General features: G+C 68.4%; 19 protein-coding genes. 9 read left to right on the forward strand and 10 right to left on the reverse strand.

The features are described 5' to 3' along the window. Positions 1-8 precede the first annotated feature (8 nt). From FK530_RS09615 to FK530_RS09640, 6 genes are all read right to left on the reverse strand, one after another. Positions 9-1,094, reverse strand: a complete 1,086-nt coding sequence (locus tag FK530_RS09615; RefSeq protein WP_146486796.1) for a DNA recombination protein RmuC — start codon at positions 1,092-1,094, stop codon at positions 9-11. A gap of 32 nt (positions 1,095-1,126) precedes the next feature. Next, complete coding sequence (locus FK530_RS09620; protein WP_146486997.1) at positions 1,127-2,320, reverse strand: AI-2E family transporter; 1,194 nt, start codon at positions 2,318-2,320, stop codon at positions 1,127-1,129. Between the two features lie 8 nt (positions 2,321-2,328). Further along, the gene (locus FK530_RS09625) at positions 2,329-2,838 is read right to left on the reverse strand and encodes a methylated-DNA--[protein]-cysteine S-methyltransferase (protein ID WP_146486797.1); all 510 of its coding nucleotides are present in this window, start codon (positions 2,836-2,838) and stop codon (positions 2,329-2,331) included. Beyond that, positions 2,835-4,307, reverse strand: a complete 1,473-nt coding sequence (locus tag FK530_RS09630; RefSeq protein ID WP_146486798.1) for an AlkA N-terminal domain-containing protein — start codon at positions 4,305-4,307, stop codon at positions 2,835-2,837. Before FK530_RS09630 ends, FK530_RS09625 begins: the two co-directional genes overlap by 4 nt. A gap of 64 nt (positions 4,308-4,371) precedes the next feature. Then, positions 4,372-4,572, reverse strand: coding sequence for a YbdD/YjiX family protein (locus FK530_RS09635; RefSeq protein WP_146486799.1), 201 nt, complete (start codon positions 4,570-4,572; stop codon positions 4,372-4,374). Further along, on the reverse strand, positions 4,533-6,803 hold the full coding sequence (locus tag FK530_RS09640; protein WP_146486800.1) for a carbon starvation CstA family protein: 2,271 nt from the start codon (positions 6,801-6,803) through the stop codon (positions 4,533-4,535). The genes FK530_RS09635 and FK530_RS09640 overlap by 40 nt, the downstream gene beginning before the upstream one ends. Positions 6,804-7,129: 326 nt before the next feature. On the opposite strand from FK530_RS09640, the gene FK530_RS09645 reads away from it, so the two are divergent. From FK530_RS09645 to FK530_RS09665, 5 genes are all read left to right on the forward strand, one after another. Continuing rightward, positions 7,130-8,680, forward strand: coding sequence for a sugar ABC transporter ATP-binding protein (locus FK530_RS09645; protein ID WP_146486801.1), 1,551 nt, complete (start codon positions 7,130-7,132; stop codon positions 8,678-8,680). Beyond that, the gene (locus tag FK530_RS09650; RefSeq protein ID WP_146486802.1) at positions 8,680-9,687 is read left to right on the forward strand and encodes an ABC transporter permease; all 1,008 of its coding nucleotides are present in this window, start codon (positions 8,680-8,682) and stop codon (positions 9,685-9,687) included. Before FK530_RS09645 ends, FK530_RS09650 begins: the two co-directional genes overlap by 1 nt. A gap of 52 nt (positions 9,688-9,739) precedes the next feature. Continuing rightward, on the forward strand, positions 9,740-10,720 hold the full coding sequence (locus tag FK530_RS09655; RefSeq protein ID WP_205124191.1) for an ABC transporter substrate-binding protein: 981 nt from the start codon (positions 9,740-9,742) through the stop codon (positions 10,718-10,720). Between the two features lie 116 nt (positions 10,721-10,836). Next, positions 10,837-11,910, forward strand: a complete 1,074-nt coding sequence (gene ychF, locus FK530_RS09660) for a redox-regulated ATPase YchF (protein ID WP_146486803.1) — start codon at positions 10,837-10,839, stop codon at positions 11,908-11,910. Positions 11,911-12,118: 208 nt separating this feature from the next. After that, positions 12,119-12,331, forward strand: a complete 213-nt coding sequence (locus FK530_RS09665; protein ID WP_146486804.1) for a hypothetical protein — start codon at positions 12,119-12,121, stop codon at positions 12,329-12,331. On the opposite strand, the gene FK530_RS09670 is transcribed toward FK530_RS09665, so the two are convergent. Then, positions 12,332-12,559: a helix-turn-helix domain-containing protein gene (locus FK530_RS09670; protein ID WP_231706571.1), complete on the reverse strand. Its 228-nt coding sequence runs from the start codon at positions 12,557-12,559 to the stop codon at positions 12,332-12,334. It lies immediately after the preceding gene. A gap of 147 nt (positions 12,560-12,706) precedes the next feature. Here FK530_RS09670 and FK530_RS09675 point away from each other — a divergent pair, with 147 nt between their 5' ends. After that, complete coding sequence (locus FK530_RS09675; RefSeq protein ID WP_146486806.1) at positions 12,707-13,024, forward strand: hypothetical protein; 318 nt, start codon at positions 12,707-12,709, stop codon at positions 13,022-13,024. A 363-nt stretch (positions 13,025-13,387) separates the two neighbouring features. Here FK530_RS09675 and FK530_RS09680 read toward each other — a convergent pair whose 3' ends face one another. The 3 genes from FK530_RS09680 to FK530_RS09690 are packed head-to-tail and all read right to left on the reverse strand — an operon-like array spanning position 13,388 to position 15,233. Then, entirely contained in the window at positions 13,388-13,774 is a 387-nt protein-coding gene (locus FK530_RS09680; protein WP_146486807.1) for a hypothetical protein, read from the reverse strand. Then, positions 13,771-14,016 (reverse strand): hypothetical protein, encoded by a 246-nt coding sequence (locus tag FK530_RS09685; protein ID WP_146486808.1) that lies wholly within the window; start codon positions 14,014-14,016, stop codon positions 13,771-13,773. The genes FK530_RS09680 and FK530_RS09685 overlap by 4 nt, the downstream gene beginning before the upstream one ends. Positions 14,017-14,030: 14 nt before the next feature. Further along, positions 14,031-15,233, reverse strand: coding sequence for a hypothetical protein (locus tag FK530_RS09690; protein WP_231706572.1), 1,203 nt, complete (start codon positions 15,231-15,233; stop codon positions 14,031-14,033). A 427-nt stretch (positions 15,234-15,660) separates the two neighbouring features. Here FK530_RS09690 and FK530_RS09695 point away from each other — a divergent pair, with 427 nt between their 5' ends. The 3 genes from FK530_RS09695 to FK530_RS09705 all read left to right on the forward strand — a co-directional run bounded on the left by FK530_RS09695 (position 15,661) and on the right by FK530_RS09705 (position 19,299). Beyond that, a complete protein-coding gene (locus tag FK530_RS09695; protein WP_146486809.1) occupies positions 15,661-15,942 on the forward strand; it encodes a hypothetical protein in 282 nt (93 codons plus the stop codon). Beyond that, the gene (locus FK530_RS09700) at positions 15,939-16,634 is read left to right on the forward strand and encodes a hypothetical protein (protein ID WP_146486810.1); all 696 of its coding nucleotides are present in this window, start codon (positions 15,939-15,941) and stop codon (positions 16,632-16,634) included. The genes FK530_RS09695 and FK530_RS09700 overlap by 4 nt, the downstream gene beginning before the upstream one ends. Before the next feature lie 352 nt (positions 16,635-16,986). Next, a complete protein-coding gene (locus FK530_RS09705; RefSeq protein WP_231706573.1) occupies positions 16,987-19,299 on the forward strand; it encodes an AAA family ATPase in 2,313 nt (770 codons plus the stop codon). Positions 19,300-19,397 lie beyond the last annotated feature (98 nt).

Here is a 19,397-nt window from a genome sequence, read left to right on the forward strand (position 1 = left end):
CGTACCGGTTAACGCTGAGAGAACCGAGAATCTGCCGCCGTGGGGACGGCCCGCGGCGCGCGATCGAGCTCCAACGGATCCTCGCGGGAGCCGTCGGGCATGGAATCGAGGTCGGCCAGACGGCGCGCGGTGACGCCGACCCGCGAGTTGTACGAGGCGACGGTGGCGTTGAACGCCTCGACGGTCCGGCCCAGCGCCGTACCCAGTGAGGAGAAGTGGCTGTTCAGGACGTCGAACCGCTCGTTCAGTTCGCGACCGAGGGCCTGGATCCGCGCGGCGTCCTCCCCGAGGGCGTGCTGCCGCCAGCTCAGCGCGACCGCCCGGAGCATCGCGACGAGGGTGGTCGGTGTGGCGAGCACCACATTCCGGTCGAGGGCGAACTCGAGCAGTTCGGGATCGGCCTGCAGGGCGGCGTCGAGGAAGGCCTCGGCGGGCACGAACATCACCACCAGCTCCGGCGAACCGACCGCCTCCCAGTAGCGCTTGCCCGCCAGCTGCACGACATGGGAGCGGAACCGGCGCGCGTGGTCCGAGAGCAGCGCCGCGTGCTCCGCGGGTGGTGCTTCGAGGAGCTGCAGGTACGCGTCGAGCGGTACCTTCGCGTCGACCGCGAGGTCGCGCCCGCCCGCGAGGTGCACCACGACGTCCGGGCGGACCCGGGCGTCACCGACCGCGGCGCCCACCTGCGTCGAGAAGTCGCAGTGCCGGCTCAGTCCGGCCAGCTCCACGACCCGCTCGAGCTGCAGCTCGCCCCAGCGCCCGCGCACCGTGGAGGACTTCATCGCGGAGCGGAGGGTGGCGGTCTCGGCACGCAGTGCCTCGCTCGTGCGCGCGACGGTGCCGATCTGCTCGCGGAGCCCGGCGAAGGCGGCGACCCGGCTGCGTTCGGCGACCGCGAACTCGTGGCCGAGCGCGTCCAGCGTCTGCCGCAGGGGCGCGAGCAGAGCGTTGACCGGGCCGGCGATCGCGTCGGGGGCGGGTGCGGCACCGTCGGACCGATGCGGCGGCGCTGGTAGCGACCGGGCCAGGATGATCCCCACGGCGACGCCGACCAGCAGCGCCAGCAGCGCGACGATCAGATGCGAGAGGTCCATGCCGTCAGCATGGCCGTCCCCACTGACAAGTTTCAGGCGGCGTCGGCCGGGGCGTCCTTCGCGGGCTCGGGCGCCGGCGCGGGCTTACGCCGGAACCTGTCCCAGAAGCTCGGCTTCGGCGCGTCCTCCGGCGGCGGTGTCTCACCGGTCTGCTCGTCGACGAGCTCACCGAGGTACCGGAAGAGCACCGCGATCGCGGCGGCGACGGGCACGGCGAGGAAGGCGCCGATGATGCCGAACTGGGTGCCGCCGAAGGCGATGGCGAGCAGCACGATCGCGGGGTGCAACTGCATGGAGCGCGACTGCAGGATCGGGGAGAGCACGTTGCCCTCGAGCTGCTGCACCGCGATGACCACCGCGAGTACGGCCAGGGCCGTACCGAAGCCGTTGGTCACCAGCGCGACGATCACGGCGAGCGCGCCCGCCACGAAGGCACCGACGATCGGGATGAATCCGCCGAGGAAGGTGATGACCGCGAGTGCGCCCGCGAGGGGCACCTGCAGGATCACCAGGCCGAGGCCGATGAACAGCGCGTCGATGAAGCTGACCACCGCCTGCGTGCGGATGAAGCCGCCCAGGGTGGCCCAGATGCGGCTGAGCAGCTCGGCGAAGTGCTCCGAGACCGGCGTACCGGAGTGCCGCTTGAGCCACGGCATGAACTTGTCGCCGTCCTTCAGGAAGAAGAACGTGAGCATGGCGACCATGACGATCGCCACCACGAACGAGCCCGCGGCGCTGACCCCCGTGAAGACGCCCGTCGCGATCGACTCGGCGCTCTCCTGCAGCTTCTTGGTGATCGACGTGACGAACTTGCTGATCTGCTCGTCCTGCAGGTTCAGCGGCGGACCCTGCGCCCACTTCTGCACCTTGCCCACACCCTCGATGGCGCGGTCGGCGATCTCCTTGGACTGTCCGCCGATCGACGGCGCGATGGCGCCGATGATGCCGCCGAGCACGCCCAGGGACAGCAGCAGCACGAGCGCCGTCGCGATCGCGGGCGGCAGGCCCTTGGACCGCAGCCACCGGACCGGCGGCCACAGCACGGTGCACAGCAGGATGGCCAACAGGACGGGCAGCAGGATCGACCAGAACTCGCCGATCAGCCAGGCGACCACGAACAGCATCGCCGCGACCGCGACGGTGCGCCAGCTCCAGGTGGCGAGCCACTTGCCGGCCTCGCCGTAGACCTCGCTGCGGGTCTTCTTGCCCGGCGGCGGGTTCGTCATCTCATCGCTCACGACGCGATCGTATGTGCCTCGTGCGCCAACAGCCACTTCTTCACGGCGAGTCCCCACCGGAACCCGCCGAGGGAGCCGTCCAGTCGCAGCACCCGGTGACAGGGGACGAACAACGCCGCCGCGTTGCGGGCGCACGCCATCGCGGCGGCGCGCACCGCCGCGGGGCGGCCCGACAGGTCGGCGTACTCCGTGTAGGTGACGGGCCGCCCGGGTTCGACGGTGCGCAGGACGTCCCAGGCGTGCTCGACGAAGGCGCCCGATCGCTGCCGCACGACGATCCCGTCGATGGCGGAGACGTCGCCGCGGTGGAACGCCGCCGCGGCACGGGTGACGGCGCCGAGATCCGCCCGCTCCTCGACCGCGGCGGGCCGCAGCGCGGCGTGGATCACGGGCAGCAGGGCGCCGAGGTCCGTGGTCCAGCCCGAGGCGAGCACCGCTCCGTCGGCGTCGACGACTGCGGTGAACGGCCCGATGGGGGTGTCGGTGGTGGCGTAGTGGGCGGTCACGAGGCGATCCTCCGGTCGGTGGTGAGCGAGTGGTTCCACAGGTGCAGCGAGACGTAGCTGCCCCAGGGGCTCCAGCGGTTGGTCGTGATGTCGAGGCCGAGCTGCTCCGCGCCCTTCGCCACCACGAGGTCGGAGGCGAGCAGGGTATCGGGGTCCGCGAGCAGGCGCATCGCCACGTAGTCGGCCGTCCACGGCCCGACGCCCTTCAGTCGCAGGAGCTCGGCGCGCGCCTCCGCGCGGGTCATGCCGGCGTGGAGGACCAGCCGTCCGTCGGCGAGTTCGGCCGCGGCGCCGAGGATCGCGGCGATCCGGTTCCTCGGCCCGGTCAGCACCTCGGCGCCGCGTTCGGCGACCGCGGCCGGGGTGGGGAAGGCCCGAGTGAGCCGGCCCGACGGGTCGTCGACGGCGGCGCCGAGCGCGTCGACGAGCCGCGCCTGGTGCGTGGCCGCCGCCGCGATGGAGATCTGCTGCCCGATCATGGTGCGCAGCAGCAGCTCCGCCGGGTCGACGCAGCCGAAGAGCCGGATCCCGGGAGTGCCGGCCACCAGCGGCGCGAGCGTGGGATCCGCCGCGAGCGCGTCGTCGACGGCGGTGGGGTCGGCGTCCAGGTCGAGGAGGTGCCGCAGTCGGGTCACGGCGGCCGACAGGTCGCTCATCGCGGCGAGCGAGAGGCCGGCACGGACGTACCCGTCCGGCGCGGAACCCAGGTCGACGGTGGCGATCCCGTTCCCGCCCGGCAGGCTCAGGACCCGGGCGTAGCGGTCACCGTCGGCGTGCTCGAGGCCGGCCACGGCGTGCGCGGCGAGGAACCACCGCACCCAGCCGGTGGCGTACGGGCCGCGCAGGGCGAGCCGCAGGCTCAGCTCCCCGGTGGACGGGGCGGCCGGGTCCGGCCCGCGCCGCGCCCGCAGTTCCGACGGGGTCCGGGCGAAGACCTCGCGGATCGTGTCGTTGAACTGGCGGATCGACGTGAATCCTGCCGCGAAGGCGATGTCGGAGAAGGACATCGGCGTGCCGGTGATGAGGATCCGCGCGGTGGTGGCCCGGTGCGCCCGCGCCAACGCGAGCGGACCGGCGCCGAGCTCGGCCGTGAGCACCCGGGTGAGCTGGCGCGAGCTGTAGCCCAACCGCTCGGCGAGGCCCGTCACCCCGGACCGGTCGACCACCCCGTCGGCGATCAGGCGCATGGCCCGTGCCGCGAGGTCGGATTCGAGGTTCCATCGGGGCGATCCCGGCACGGCGTCCGGCAGGCATCGTCGGCACGCCCGGTACCCGGCGGCCTGCGCCGCGGCGGCGGTGAGGTGGAAGCTCACGTTCTCCGCCTTGGGCGTGGTCGCCGGGCACGACGGGCGGCAGTAGATCCCGGTGGTGGCGACGGCGGTGTAGAACTGGCCGTCGAACCGGGGGTCCCGGCCGGCGATGGCCCGGTAGCACCGGTCGAAGTCGAGGTGGGGCGAGCTGGTGGTCACGCCTTCGACTCTGGCACCCGCGGCGGCCGCGCGCTAGCGGCTTTCGGACACCACCGTGCGCCGCTCAGCAGCAGCGCGCGGTCACCGTCGCGCCGTCGTGCCGGGCCCGCCAGTACTCCTTCTCGGTCATCACGGGCTCGCCCGGATGCGTCGCGCGACGGTGCTCGACGTACCGCTGGTAGTGGTTGTCGCCCATCACCGAGCCCACGTACCAGCGGATCGCCTTCAGTGCCCGGACGATCGGGTCACTCCCAGGGCGTCCCATTGTTCCTGCACCTTCCTCTCGGCGGGGGTGGGGATGAGGCCGCTCGGCGCGAACAGCTTGCTGGGCACCGGTTCCTCCTCGGTCAGCGGGCGACCGTTACCCGTCACCGTGCGGTAGATGGTCCACACGCCCATGATGACCACGATGAGCACCATGAGGGCGAAGACGATCGACAGCGTGCCCTGGATGAAGGTGTTGCGGACCACGGCGTCGATCGCCTCGGGCGTCTTCGCGGAGCCGAAGGACGACTTCCCCGCGTCCGCGGCGGCCTTGAAGTTGCTGTGCTGCTTCCAGTAGCCCACGGCGGGATCGGAACTGAAGATCTTCTGCCACGACGCGGTCATCGTGATGATCAGGTCCCAGACCAGCGGTATCGCGGGGATCCACACCCACTTGTAGTAGCCCTTCTTGACCACCACCACGACGACCACGGTGAGCGCCATCGCGGCGAGCAACTGGTTGGCGATGCCGAACAGGGGGAAGAGGGTGTTGATGCCGCCGAGCGGATCGGTGACGCCCATGAGCAGGATGCTGCCCCAGGCCGCGACCACGAGGAGCGAAGCCACCCACGCACCGACGCGCCAGCTCGGGTCCTTGAGCCGCTGGAACGGGCCGCCGAGATTGCTCAGCGCGTCCGAGACGAGGAAGCGCGCCACGCGGGTGCCCGCGTCGACGGTGGTGAGGATGAAGAGCGCCTCGAACATGATCGCGAAGTGGTACCAGAAGGACTTCATCGACGAGCCGCCGAAGACCTGGTGCAGCACCTCGGACATGCCGAAGGCGAGCGTGGGGGCGCCGCCCGTGCGGGAGACGATCGACTCCTCGCCGACGTCCTTGGCCGCCTGGGAGAGCTGCTGCCCCGTGACCGGATCACCGCTCAGGCCCAGCGAGTTGACGTACGTGGCCGCGGTCTCCGCGGTGCCGCCCGTCTTCGCGATCGGCGCGTTCATGGCGAAGTAGAAGTGCTGGTTGATGATCGACGCGGTGATGAGCGCCATGATCGCGACGAAGGACTCGGTGAGCATGCCGCCGTAGCCGATCAGCCGCATCTGTCCTTCCTTTTCCAGCAGCTTCGGCGTGGTGCCGGAACTGACCAGGGAGTGGAATCCCGAGAGGGCGCCGCAGGCGATGGTGATGAACAGGAACGGGAACAGTGACCCGGCGAAGACGGGGCCGTCGCCGCGCGTCGCGAAGTCCGAGACCGCCGGCGCCTCCATCAGCGGGCGGGCGATGAGGATGCCCACGGCCAGCAGCACGATGGTGCCGACCTTCATGAACGTTGAGAGGTAGTCGCGCGGGGCGAGCAGCAGCCACACCGGCAGCACCGAGGCGGCGAAGCCGTAGATGATGATCGCCCAGCTCAGCTGGACCGGGGTAAGCGTGAACAGGTCCTTGCCCCAGCTGCTCTCGCCCACGTAGCGGCCGCCGATGACCGCGGCGAGCAGCAGCACGCAGCCGATCAGCGAGACCTCGGAGACCCGGCCGGGGCGGAGGAAGCGGAGGTAGACGCCCATGAACAGGGCGATCGGGATGGTCGCGGCGATGGAGAAGACGCCCCACGGGCTGTGACCGAGCGCCTGCACCACGACGAGCGCGAGCACGGCGATGAGGATCGTCATGATCGCCGCGATCCCGATGATCGCTGCGGCGCCACCGATCGGACCGAGCTCGTCGCGGATCATCTGCCCCAGTGAGCGGCCGCGGCGGCGGGTGGCGACCCACAGCACCAGGTAGTCCTGGACGCAGCCCGCGACGAGCGCGCCGACGATGATCCAGATCGTGCCGGGGAGATAGCCCATCTGCGCCGCGAGCACGGGACCGACGAGCGGGCCGGCGCCGGCGATGGCGGCGAAGTGGTGGCCGAACAGCACGCGCCGGTCCGTGGGCAGGTAGTCGGTGCCGTTCTCCAGCACCTCGGCGGGGGTCGCGTGATCGTCGCGCGGCCGCACCACCTTGAGTTCGATGAGGCGCGCGTAGAAGCGGTAACCCACCACGTAGGTGCAGATCGCGGCCAGCACGAACCACACCGCGTTCACGGACTCGCCGCGGGCGAGGGCGATCATCGCCCACGCGACGGCGCCGACGAGCGCGATCACGCCGAAGATCACCTTGTGCTTGGTGGTGATCGGGCTGCGGTCGATGACCGCGACGGGCGGCAGGTCCGGGTCCGTCCGGACGTAGGTGATGTCGCCGTCGGTCTCCGTGGTCGACGGAGCGGTGGGAGCTGACACGAGGCCTCCTGGGATGTGTACGCCACGGTGGTGGTTCGCACGGATCATCGTTTCATCCGAGTGCCGCGGGCGTCGTGGAATCGGCCGCGTCGGTCGTGATCGGGGAGGACGGGGCGGACAGTGAGCGTCACCCCGGAGAACGCCCGAACATCTGATGTGTCGGCGCGCTGTACCCCGAATTCATCGCTTTTCCATGTCCATCGGGACCTGTTGACATGTAAACATCCGATGTCTAATGTGACTCAGCACACAGGGTGGCGGATCGTCCACCCTTCCCGCAGGACGATGGTCGCCGCCGTGCCGGCGCCGGATCGGGTGGTCGGTGTATGAGCGTGGACACGACGTCGCAGGACGCCGATGACCGGGCGGGCGCCCGCGTCCCGCTGATCCGCATGAGCGGCGTCACCAAGCGCTTCCCCGGCGTCGTAGCGCTCGACCGCGTCGACCTCGAGGTCCACCCCGGGGAGCGGGTCGCGTTGGTCGGGGAGAACGGCGCCGGCAAGTCCACGCTCATGAAGCTGCTCAGTGGCGTCGAGTCGCCCGACGACGGGACCATCGAGATCGACGGTGTCCCGGTGGAACTGACCTCGCCGGCGCAGGCGCAGTCGCTCGGTGTGAGCATCATCCATCAGGAGCTCGGGCTGGTCCCCGATCTCACGGTCGCGCAGAACATCACTCTGGGGCGCGAGCGCACCCGCTTCGGCATCGTCGACGGCCGCGGCGCCGTCCGCGAGACGACCGCCCTCCTCGAACGACTCGGCATGGTCATCGACCCGACCGCGCGCGTCCGGGACCTCACCGTGGGCAAGCAGCAGATGGTGGAGATCGCTCGCGCCCTGTCGGAGGACGCCCGCCTGCTCATCCTCGACGAGCCGACCGCCGCCCTCAACGACGCCGAGGTGCAGACCCTGTTCGAGCTGATCGGGCGCTTCGTCACGGACGAGACCGGTGTCGTCTACATCTCGCACCGCATGGACGAACTGCCCCGCATCTCCGACCGGATCGTGGTCCTGCGCGACGGCACCTACGTCGGGGAGCGCCCCACGGCGACGACGCCGATGCGCGAGATCATCGAGATGATGGTCGGCCGTGAGGTCGCCGACGAGCAGCGGCCGACGGTGCCGGAGCAGCCCGGCGAGGTCGTCCTCAGAGTCGAGGGGCTCAGCAGCGCGCATCCCCTGTACGACATCTCGTTCGAGCTGCACCGCGGGGAGATCCTCGGCTTCGCCGGGCTGATGGGCGCCGGCCGCACCGAGCTCGCCCGCGCGATCGTCGGCGCGGACCCGATCACGGCCGGCCGGATAGAGGTGAAGGGGAGCGAGCGCACGATCGACTCGCCGGCGACCGCCGCGGCCCTCGGCATCGGCTACCTCTCGGAGGACCGCAAGCGGTTCGGTGCCGTCGTCGACCAGACGGTCCGCGACAACATCGCGCTGTCCTCCCTGGACGCGCATTCGAGGTTCGGCGTGATCCGAGACGGCGAACTGAGCACCCTCGCCACCGACATGGTGTCCCGGCTCCGGATCAAGACCCCGTCGATCCGGCAGGCCGTGCGCAACCTCTCGGGCGGAAACCAGCAGAAGGTCATCATCGGCAAATGGCTCGCCCGCGACTGCGACATCCTCATCGTCGACGAGCCCACTCGCGGCATCGACGTCGGAGCCAAGGACGAGATCTACCGGCTCCTCGAGCAACTGGCGGAGTCGGGCAAGGCGATCATGGTCATCTCCAGTGACCTGCCCGAAGTGCTGCGCCTGTCCCACCGCATCGCGGTGATGGGGGAGGGACGCCTCGCCACCGTTCTCGACAGCGACGAAGCAACCCAGGAGACGATCATGGAGAACGCCACCCGCTTCCACGAGACGGCGGTGAAGTGATGACCGCGACCTTCGCGCCGCCCACGCCCGACCGCGACAGCAGCGGCGGATTCGCGCTGACGTCGTGGATCCGCGGCCAGATGCAGCAGTTCCTCGCCTTCGTCAGCCTCATCGTGATCGTGGTCTTCTTCTCGTTCGCGAGTCCGAACTTCCTGACCGCCGGCAATCTCACGGGCATTCTCGTCGCCTCGGTGACCATCGGCCTGCTGGCGCTCGGCACCACGATCGTCATCATCACCGGCGGCATCGACCTGTCGATCGGCACGGCGATGATCCTGTCGGGCATCATGACCGGCGTCTTCCTCGTGCACTGGAATCTGCCCCTGTGGGGCGGCGTGATCGGCGGCGTCCTGTTCGGCGCCTTCGTCGGCCTGATCAACGGCCTCGTCGTCGCCTACCTGGGGATACCGCCGTTCATCGCCACGCTGGCGATGATGCTCGTGACGATCGGTGCGTCGCTGGTGATCTCGGGCACCGAGCCGATCCGGTTCACCTCGGTCGACGGGTTCAGCGCCCTCGCCAACAAGTCCCTGGTCCCGGGCGCCCGCATCCCCTTCAGTGTGGTGCTCCTGGCGCTGATGGCGGTGATCGCCGGCATCGTCCTCGCGAAGACGAAACTGGGACGCTACGCCTACGCGATCGGCAGCAACGAGGAGGCGACCCGGCTCTCCGGCGTCAACGTCAAGAACTGGAAGGTGATCGTCTACACCTTCTCCGGTTTCTTCGTCGGCCTGGCCGGTGTCCTCGCCGCCGCTCGGCTGAACTCCGCGCAGCCCACCGGCGGTCAGGGGCTCGAGCTCGAGGCCATCGCCGCGGTGGTCATCGGGGGTACGTCGCTCGCCGGCGGCCGCGGCACCATCACCGGCACGGTGATCGGCATCCTCATCATGAGCGTGCTCACGAACGGACTGCGGATCATGTCGATCCCGCAGGAGTGGCAGTCCATCGCGGTCGGCGTGGTGATCCTCGTCGCCGTCTACATCGACATCGTCCGCAAGCGGCCCTGATCGGTCGGCGGCAGCCGGCGCACTCTTTTCCACCTCATCCAAGGAGAATCCCGTGTTCACAAAGGCTTCGACACCCGTGCGGCGCATGCTCCGCGCGGCGACCGCGACCGTCGCCGCGGTCGCGATGGTCACCACCGCGACTGCGTGCTCGAGCGGCTCGTCGGAGGGCGACGGGCAGATCGCCATCATCTCCAAGGGCTACCAGCACCAGTTCTGGAAGGCGGTCAACAAGGGCGCGGAGGAGTCGGCCAAGGAGTTGGGGAAGAGCATCACCTTCGAGGGGCCCGACAACGAGACCCAGGTCGAGAAGCAGGTGCAGTTGCTGCAGACCGCGCTCGACCGCAATCCGTCGGCCATCGCGATCGCCGCCCTCGATTCGGCCGCCGTCGCGCCGATCCTGCAGCAGGCGAAGGACCGGGGCATTCCGGTCGTCGCCTTCGACTCCGGCGTCGACAGCGACATCCCCGTCACGACCGCGTCGACCGACAACAAGGCCGCGGCCGCCGAAGCCGCGAAACGCATGGTCGACCTGGTCGGCGGCAACGGGGAGATCGGTGTCGTCGCGCACGACCAGACGTCGAAGACCGGCGTGGACCGGCGCGACGGCTTCCTCGACTGGATCAAGGCCAATGCCCCCGGTATCAGGATCGTCGACGTCCAGTACGGCGGCGATCCGTCGAAGGCCGCGGACCTCGCGGCCACGATGCTGCAGGCGCACCCGAACATCGTCGGCCTGTACGGCACCAACGAGGGCGCGGCGACCGGCATCGTGAACGCCGTTCAGCGCAGCGGCAAGACCAACCTCAAGATCGTCGGCTTCGACTCGGGTGCGGCGCAGATCGACGCCATCCGGTCCGGACTGATGGCCGGCGCCATCACCCAGAACCCCGTCGGTATCGGGCGCGAGACGGTCGCCGCCGCCGTGAAGGCGATCAAGGGCGAGTCGCTGCCCAAGACCATCGACACCGGCTTCTACTGGTACGACAAGTCCAACGTCGACGATCCCAAGATCGCGGGCAGCCTCTACCGCTGACCCGACGAGCTTTCCGACGGTGCGGGCCGGACCGGGTGAGGGCGGCCCGCACCGCCGGGAGGCGCACTTCCCGCGCCGTCGGGTGGTGCGTGTGCGACCACGTAGAATGAGCGCCCGTGAGCCTTACCCTCGGAATCGTCGGACTGCCCAACGTCGGCAAGTCCACCCTGTTCAACGCCCTCACCAACAGTGAGGTGGAGGCGGCGAACTACCCGTTCGCCACCATCGAGCCGAACGTCGGCGTGGTGAACCTGCCGGATCCGCGCCTGAACCGTCTGGCCGAGATCTTCGGCTCGGAGCGCATCCTGCCCGCCACGGTGTCCTTCGTCGACATCGCCGGCATCGTCAAGGGCGCCTCCGAGGGCGAGGGCATGGGCAACCAGTTCCTCTCCAACATCCGCGAGGCCGACGCGATCTGCCAGGTGGTGCGCGTCTTCTCCGACGAGGACGTCGTGCACGTGGCCGGCAAGGTCGACCCGCTCGCCGACATCGAGACCGTCGCCACCGAGCTGATCCTGGCGGACCTGCAGACCATCGAGAAGGCGCTGCCCCGGCTCGAGAAGGACGCGCGCAAGAACAAGGAGCTGGTCGAGACCCTCGAGGCGGTCAAGGCCGCGGAGGCCATCCTGACCGACGGCAAGACCCTGTTCGGCGCGGGCTTCGACACCACGCCGATCCGCGAGCTGCACCTCATGACGGCGAAGCCCTTCCTGTACGTCTTCAACGCCGACGAGGGCGTGCTCACCGATGCTTCGCGGCGCGCGGAGCTGGCGGCCGCCGTCGCGCCCGCCGATTCGGTGTTCCTCGACGCCAAGATCGAGTCGGAGCTGCTCGAACTCGATCCTGAGGATCAGGCCGAGATGCTGGAGTCCATCGGCCAGGACGAGCCGGGCCTCGACTCGCTCGCCCGCGCCGGCTTCCACACGCTGGGCCTGCAGACCTACCTCACCGCCGGCCCCAAGGAGTCGCGCGCCTGGACGATCCGCAAGGGCGACACCGCCCCCAAGGCCGCGGGCGTGATCCACACCGACTTCGAGAAGGGCTTCATCAAGGCCGAGATCGTCTCCTTCGCCGACCTCGACGCCCACGGCAGCATGGCTGCCGCCAAAGCCGCCGGCAAGGTCCGCATGGAGGGCAAGGACTACGTCATGTCCGACGGTGACGTGGTCGAGTTCCGCTTCAACGTCTAGGGCCATGGCGTTTGCCCAGGTGGGCGTTGCCCGTCACCGATGAACGCGCTGGTCAGTGAGCGCTTTGTAGCGCCCTGTGAGCGTCCCGCGCTCACCCCGCAACGCACCGAGAACGCCCCGCAATGGGGCTATTCTGGGGCTAGGGGCGTGTCCGGCCGATAGTCTCAGGCGACCCCGGCGCCGGCCGGGCTGAGCTGGAGGCCGTGACATGCCGTTGACGCCGCGCCGCGAGGTCTACCTCGACGATCTTCTGTACGAGATGAAATGCCTGCTGATCGCAGAACGCGAGGACCGGACGAAGCCTGACGCGGTCGACCTCATGCAAGGGATCGTGAACTTGTTTCGCTCGTCCCATCCGAGAGCCGACGACGCGGTGCGCCCGGGAATTGGCTACGACCGTCCCGGACGTCCGGTGACGTAGCTACTCAGCGTCGAACGGGAGTCCGTCCATCAGTGCGCCGGGCGTCGTCTCCAAGCCGTGCGCGAGGCGCATCACGGTCTCAATCCGGCTGCTGCGCTGTCCCCGCTCGGCTCTCGCGTAGTACGACGAGTGCACGCCGCAGCGGACCGCCGCTGCTTCCTGACTGAGGCCGAGTTCGGTCCGCCGTGCCCGCAAGCGCGCGCCGAACGTCGCCAGGGTGTCGTTCATGGCTTGCTTCGGTTCGTCGGCAGGGCTCATAGCGCCGTCAACTACATCGCGGTAGGGCCATCTGGACCAGAGCCATCTGGGCGGGGCCAGATGGTTTAGGCTTCGTTGGGTCGGAATGTCCGACGTTCAGGCGGAGCGGAGGGACTAATGACTCAGGGAGTCAAGGCGATGTTGGCGGCGTTTGCGGCGGTGGCTGTCTTCGCCATCATCGGGGGCCTGGCGTACGACGCGTACGAGGGCACCGAGATGTCGAAATGCGTCGATCAGAATGCTGAGTATCTGAACAAGGGGCAGTACTACCTGGTTGATCCGTGTCCCAGTTACTCAGGTGTCGGAGCAACGCTCGCGGGCTTTGGCGCTCTCGTGCTCGTTGTCGTTGTTGTCGTAGTGATCGTGATGAAGGTGACCAACAAGCGGCCTCCGGCCGCACAGCTGCCACCGACGCCCCCTGCGCAGTCGGCTTAGTAGCCTGAACAGACGAGAAGCCCGCCACCTCCGGTCCGTGGAGATGGCGGGCTTCCGTTGCGAGGGCGGGTGCCGAGCCTGGCCCTTTCCTCGCACCGCGCCGGACACGTCGACGGCGCGCGGCAGGAGACAAGTCGATCCCGCCGTCGGGTTGCGGCACAGGTTCCGCTTCCCGAGTCTGTGGCCGGGGCTGCCCCGGCTCGCTGTGTAGTTGTGGCGTTGGCGGCTGCCAGGTGGCAGCTCAACCGCCTATCGCTGGCCTCTGGCCGTCGCGGTGGTGGCCTGCGCGGTACTGGTGGCCCAACAGGCTGCCCGGTGCTGCGTCAACGCTGTACGTCCGATCTGGGTCGGACCGCCTGGCGATCATCGCCGCACCTTCGTGCCCGCCGTGGCCTTGCGGCTCGCGGGGTTCGGCCGCGCGGTGACAGTGAGCTTCTTCTGCGCCTTGTCCAGAGAGGGCGTGACGTCCACCCGACGATCAGGCTTGCCGTGGTAGCCGACGATGCCCTTGGCGACCACTCCACGACCTGCGGGTGATCGGAACTCGGCCCCGATCTTCACGCCCTTGTAGTCGCCGCCCTGGCCGACGGTCAGGTGCTTCTCGAAGCTCCCCTTCACGTAGGCGTTGCTCACTGCGCCGGTCGCCTTCTTGCCCGCGTTCGCGGTTGCGGCCTTCGTCGAGCTGGCGACCTTCGAGCCCGCCCCGGCGAACCGGCCGAGGCGGTCTCTGCGCTGGATGCGGCGGCTCATCCTTGACCGCCTTGCAGGCGCTCGCGGCGCGCTCGCCGGTCGGCCAGCTCGTCGGTGAGGGCGCGCAGCCCTTCGGGTTCCTCGGCGCCGGGCGCGCGACCTCTGTACATCCCGCCCTGCGAGGGCGCGGCGTCGGCGAGTTCGGGAGGCGTGAACCCCGGCCCCCAACCGAATTCGCTCGGCTCCAGCTCGGTGAGGTCGTGCTCGTGGCTGCCAGCGAGCGGCCTACCGGACGTCCTCACTCGTGACCCTGGCATCAGCGCCACGACCACTCGGGCTCGGTGTACGTGCCGGACGCCTTCACCTGGACGACGCACGCCGCGCCCCGGTATCGGACGCCGGTCCCGTACCCGCGAGCGAAGAACGAGTCCTGCAGCGGGTACCGCTGGTCGCGACCCGGAATCATCCGCAGCCCTTGATAATTCACGTTGCTATGAATCCTCATTGCGACCGGGTTGCTCGCGCTGTTCGGGCCACCGGTCGCGACGACTGCGATGTAGCCGACGGGGAGGTAGTGGCTCTCGATCAGCCACGCGGGGCCGTAGCTGCCACTCACTTCCAGGCCACCGAACTCCGCCGGGGCGATCTGGCCCACGACGTTCTCGGAGGTGAGGTAGGCCGGGGCAGACGACGAAGGGATGAAGTCATAGCGGCTCTCGATGCCGTTCGTGACCACACCCGCGCGGAAGGTCTGAATGATCTCGCCGTCCTGCGGGTTCGCCAGGATGATCAGCCGCGAGTTGCCGTCCACGCCGAAGCCCTTGGAGCGGACCTGATTGATCGCGTCCAGGAGATCGCCGGGGTCCAGGTCGGTGTTGCCGCTCACGAGGTAGTGCGAGGTCTCGGGCGGGAAGGTCTGCCCGGCGTACTCGGGCGGGATCATTCCGTCGGTGCCGTTGTAGAGGCCGTACACCGGAGTGCCGAACTCGTTCGCGCCCTGCTCGGGGCTGAACAGTCGCCGAAGGATCGCGCCGGTCGTCTGCCGATTGTCGGCCTCCATCACGCGGTTGATCACGCTGCGGACCTGCTCGGCGTTTGCGTCGCGCAGGAACTTCCACGTGAAGCGGCTGGCGATGTCGTAGTCCTCGTATGTGTAGCCGAGGAGCAGCGCGTTCGGCTCCGCGCGCAGGCCGGTCGGCTCTCCGAATTCCGACGCGACCTCGAAGTGGTCGCCGCCGAGACTCTGCGGAATTGCGTCTCCGACATTCACCGTCGAGTACGAGATCAGCGAGGCCAGGGCGGAGCGCTTCTGGTTCCACAGCGCCATCGCGGCCTGCGCGTCGGACCACAGCGACGAAAGGTCGACGCCGTCCGCGGTCTGGTGAACGAGCACGTCGCCAGCGGTCGAATAGCCGGTGGCTGCGTCTCCCCCGAACGCGAACAGTTCGTCGCGGTTGGGACGCGAGCGCCACGGGCGCGAATTCCAGGGTCGGGTGTCGGCGGGGCGGGTGGTGGTCATTGTGTCTCCGATCGGTAGGACTGGCGTGGATTCGCCGGCGAACTTCGCCTGCGACGTCCGGTCCCTGACCGAGCGGGTGCACCAGCGCGGGCGCGGCCCGAAGCGTGGTGCATAGCCAGCGTAACACCGTTGGGCGGCAGCATAATTGGGCGAGTCGTGAGCGAGGCGGCGCATCGGATGGGGGTTGCGTACGGGGCGTGCTATAAATGTTGCAGGGCCGCCTCAAGGCGGCGCGAAAACAACTACACACCGTCGTAGAAGGCCACATTGTGACGAGGCTCAGCCTGCCAGCGCAACGGACCGAGGCGACGCGCTAAACCACTGAGACTGGCGTGCGTCGAACAGGAATCCAGCAGATACCAATCTGCCTGGGGTGCTTGTTCGGCGCACTTTGCTGTTCACGTGCTCCTGGCTGCCAGGAGGAACCATGTCTCGTCACTCATCGGCCACGGTCGACCCCGCTGCCGTCACCGTCACCACTACGCACGTGGCCCCGCCGGTCACCGTGCAAGGGATCGACCCACTCGATATCCCCGACCTCGACGAACGTCAAGCGTTCGCGTACCTGAACGCGATCAACCCGCACATCACGCGCCGCCGCGTCCGCGACTCGGTACTTCGCGGCGAACTGGTCGGCGTCCGGCACGGAAACAAGAACCTCTTCTCGCGTCGGGCGTGCCTCACGTGGATGACGGGAGGTGCGGCATGAGTCTCGACAATCCCACGCCGCAAGAACTCCAGATCGCCGACCAGCTTGAACAAGTGACGCGGGAGGTTCAGCAGTTCAGTAGTCCAGGCCTCCTCGGCAATGAATTCGTGAAGGCAAAGCTGGATGCAGTGATGGATGAGCACCGGCGTGCCGTGTCTCGGGGGCCGGAGTACTACGGCGACGGCGAGTACTGGTCAACAGAAGCGCCCGACGCTGGAACGCGAGTGCCGGGGTTGGACGAGCCAGCTCCAACTTCGCCGGAGTTTGACACCGGGAACCCTGAGCATCTCCTCGGGCCGATCGTCATCCCGTCGTGGAGTCCCGGCGCGCCCATCGTCGTACGCAATGGCGGGAGGTTGAAGAACGTCCTCGTCGGTCCGGGGTTGATCAAGCACTCCGGCAACCGGATGTTGCACTGCACCTGGCACGACGGGCCGGGACGACGCGGGCGGTACATGACGCGACCGATGCTGCTCACGCAGACTCGCGGGCAGTACGTCGTCGTGTGGTGGGTCTGTCCATCATGTAGTGAGCGACTGCAAGAGGCGTTCCCGAGAGAGATGCCGACCGCGGCACAGAGTTACAAGGAACTTCTTGGCGAGAGGTCGGGGTACGCGTATCCCAGTGGCGGTCGTCGCGGAATCTGCCTATTCCCAGTCACTTCCTTTCGGACACCGGGATATCCCGCGTGATCCCCGAAGCGCTGGTGGGCGCGGCCCTGTGCGGTCTCTCCGGGTGGACGTTGGGGCAGCTTGCGGGCGCGGCGGTGGTAACCGTGCGGCGGGGTGTGCGGTGGGCCAGCTTCTCGCGCCTCGGACGTAGCAGCCCAGTTGGCGGTAGCGGGACACCGGCAGCCATCTCAACGCCTGGCGTCGGCCTGGAGGCCGCGTGCGTCTGCTCGAAACGAACAGACGGCCCCGAGAACGCTGTCCTCGAGGCCGTCCCGACCGATTTCCACACGGCGAGCAAGAGCTCTCGGGTCAGCTGAGCTGACCCTCCAATATCCGTTGTAGGGCAACGGATACCACAACCCAAAGGCTGTACGTGAAGCATACAAGCAACTCTGATCTGGACGGTATTGCGTTGCCGTCATACAGATGCGGCGACAACTCTGTCGGTCTCTACGAGGTTCTTCGAGCCCTCGGTCACGCCGATGAGGCGGTTGTCAGCATCTGCACCCAGGAGTCAGACGACAAGAAGAGCTTTCGTGGACGGACGATCCGCGTCGAGCACCTGGGACAAGGGTGGTCGCCGCCCGACGACGTCAACGTATGGTTCTCACCGAACCCGCTGACCATGGAACCGGGCGGCTCGCGCAAGGGTGGCGAGGCAGACGTATCGCGAGGTGTCGCGCTGTACGTGGACCTGGACGTGGTCACCCCCGACGTGAAGGACAAGGGACTCGCGTCGCTGGCGGAGTGCGAGCAGGTGATCGAGACGCTGACCGCCTCCCTGGGATGTGCGCCCGCCGTGGTGATCGAGAGCGGGCACGGCCTTCAACCGATATGGCGCGTGCGTGACGCGCCGCTCATCACTGACGGAGCGGTGGCCTGGAAGACGATCAGCGCGCGGTGGGCGGCCCTGGTCCGCCAGACTGCCGTCACGGTGAATCCTGACGCGCACGTGGACTCGATCTTCAACATCGACCGCGTGCTGCGGTGCCCCGGCTCGACCAACTGGAAACTCCCTGATGAGCCGGTGCCCGCGCGGTGCTCTGTGAACGCGGACGCCGGGTGGCTCGACGTCACCGAACTTGCGGCCATCCTGCCGGAGGCACCAGTGGCGTCTCCGGTCCACGCGAAGGGCACCCATGCAAAGGGGCGGGCGGTACTCGACGGGTTCCGTAGTGGCGCGATGAGCGCGACGGTCGTCGGGAAGGTCCGCGAGGTTGAGGCCGCGATCGAGGACGGCGCAGACCGTCACTCGACCATGAACTCCGCGACGCTCGGGTTGGTCCGGCTCGGCGCGAAGGGCGAACCCGGCGTGCGCACCGCGCTGATCACCGTGGAAGCGCTGTTCGAGGCGGTCGGTGACTCGGTCGGGCATGACCCCGACGAGTTCCAGCGGTCCTTGACCGGCGCGCTGCGGCTGATCGCCGGCGATCCTGACTACGTCGCGTTGGACTTCTACACGGGCGGCGCGTTCGAGGCGGGCGGAATCTGGGGGCCGGGGTCGGGATGGATCACCAACGAGGACGGCACCAGGTCGCGCCGGGCGCTGCCCCCGAACTCTGCCAGCTCGATTCCGGATGCCGGGCGACGATTCACCGAGTCGCTCGCCGATGTGAGCCCGAAAAAGGTCGACTGGCTGTGGTGGCCGTGGATTCCGCGCGGCAAGCTGACGATGTTCGAGGGGGAGCCGGACGTCGGCAAATCCACGATGACCCTCACGTGGGCGGCGCTGGTCACCCGCGGTGGTCCGTGGCCGACCACGATGGTCGGTGAGATCGAAACCCGCAACGAGAAGGGGCTGAACGAACCGGCGTCGGTGGTGTTGGTCGGCGTGGAAGACGACTTGGCCGACACCGTCGTGCCTCGCTTGCTCGCGGCCGGAGCCGACATGCAGCGCGTGGCTACGTTGGCGCGACCTCGCGACGACAAGGGGCGGCCAGTGCCGTTCTTGATCCCGGACGACGTAGACCGGTTGAAGAGTGCGATCGAAGAGGTCGATGCCGCGCTGGTCATCGTCGACCCGATCACAGCCTTCATGTCCGATGCCGTAAGACCCGGTAGCGACACGGCGAATCGCAAGGCACTGATGGAGATTGCCGATGTGGCCGAGCAGACCGGCACAGCCGTGGTGCTGGTGCGGCACCTCAACAAGGCCACCGGCATGAGCGCTAAGCATCGTGGTGGCGGGTCCATCGCATTCACGGCGTTGGCGCGCTCGTCGCTGTTGGCGGCCAAGCTCCCGCCCAGCGACGAACGACAGAACACGGATGCCACTCACGGGCTGGCGTCGATCAAGGGGAACCTGTCGCGGACGCCCTCGGCTCTTGGGTATCGCCTGACGTCCAGCCGTCTCGACCCCGACTCGCCCGTTGTGGCGTGGGCCGGGGTGCTCGATGAGGACGCCGATCAGCTTGTCGGTGCCGACGGTGCCAAGCCAGACGCGCGTAAGGCGGCTCCGTCCCGCGACGAGGCCGCACGAATGTTGAAGGAGCTGCTCGCGGGTGGCCCGATGGATGCGAAGGAGGTTCGCCGGATGGTCAGTGCCGAGACCGGATGTAGCGAGAAGACAGTGGCGAACGCCGCAAGCAAGCTGCTGATCGTCAAGACCCCGATCCGCGGCGAAGGCGGCAAGGTCGACCGATGGACGTGGGGACTGCCGTCGAACACATTCAGGGTGCGGGGGTAGCCACATGCCCCGCGTTTGTACCTATGGCAACCGGTGGCATCTGGGGGCATCTGGGCATGTGGCTACCTGGCACCAGAAGCCCCCAGATACCCCTATAA

The organism is Tsukamurella conjunctivitidis (assembly GCF_007858475.1).
Classification (GTDB): Bacteria; Actinomycetota; Actinomycetes; order Mycobacteriales; family Mycobacteriaceae; genus Tsukamurella; species Tsukamurella conjunctivitidis.

What these genes read in the sequence shown, in the direction of transcription:
- FK530_RS09615 (WP_146486796.1), bottom strand. Translation starts at nt 1,094, where the DNA reads ATGGACCTCTCGCATCTGATCGTCGCGCTGCTGGCGCTGCTGGTCGGC.
- FK530_RS09620 (WP_146486997.1), bottom strand. Translation starts at nt 2,320, where the DNA reads ATGACGAACCCGCCGCCGGGCAAGAAGACCCGCAGCGAGGTCTACGGC.
- FK530_RS09635 (WP_146486799.1), bottom strand. Translation starts at nt 4,572, where the DNA reads ATGGGACGCCCTGGGAGTGACCCGATCGTCCGGGCACTGAAGGCGATC.
- FK530_RS09645 (WP_146486801.1), top strand. Translation starts at nt 7,130, where the DNA reads ATGAGCGTGGACACGACGTCGCAGGACGCCGATGACCGGGCGGGCGCC.
- FK530_RS09650 (WP_146486802.1), top strand. Translation starts at nt 8,680, where the DNA reads ATGACCGCGACCTTCGCGCCGCCCACGCCCGACCGCGACAGCAGCGGC.
- FK530_RS09665 (WP_146486804.1), top strand. Translation starts at nt 12,119, where the DNA reads ATGCCGTTGACGCCGCGCCGCGAGGTCTACCTCGACGATCTTCTGTAC.
- FK530_RS09670 (WP_231706571.1), bottom strand. Translation starts at nt 12,559, where the DNA reads ATGAACGACACCCTGGCGACGTTCGGCGCGCGCTTGCGGGCACGGCGG.
- FK530_RS09675 (WP_146486806.1), top strand. Translation starts at nt 12,707, where the DNA reads ATGACTCAGGGAGTCAAGGCGATGTTGGCGGCGTTTGCGGCGGTGGCT.
- FK530_RS09680 (WP_146486807.1), bottom strand. Translation starts at nt 13,774, where the DNA reads ATGAGCCGCCGCATCCAGCGCAGAGACCGCCTCGGCCGGTTCGCCGGG.
- FK530_RS09690 (WP_231706572.1), bottom strand. Translation starts at nt 15,233, where the DNA reads ATGACCACCACCCGCCCCGCCGACACCCGACCCTGGAATTCGCGCCCG.
- FK530_RS09695 (WP_146486809.1), top strand. Translation starts at nt 15,661, where the DNA reads ATGTCTCGTCACTCATCGGCCACGGTCGACCCCGCTGCCGTCACCGTC.
- FK530_RS09700 (WP_146486810.1), top strand. Translation starts at nt 15,939, where the DNA reads ATGAGTCTCGACAATCCCACGCCGCAAGAACTCCAGATCGCCGACCAG.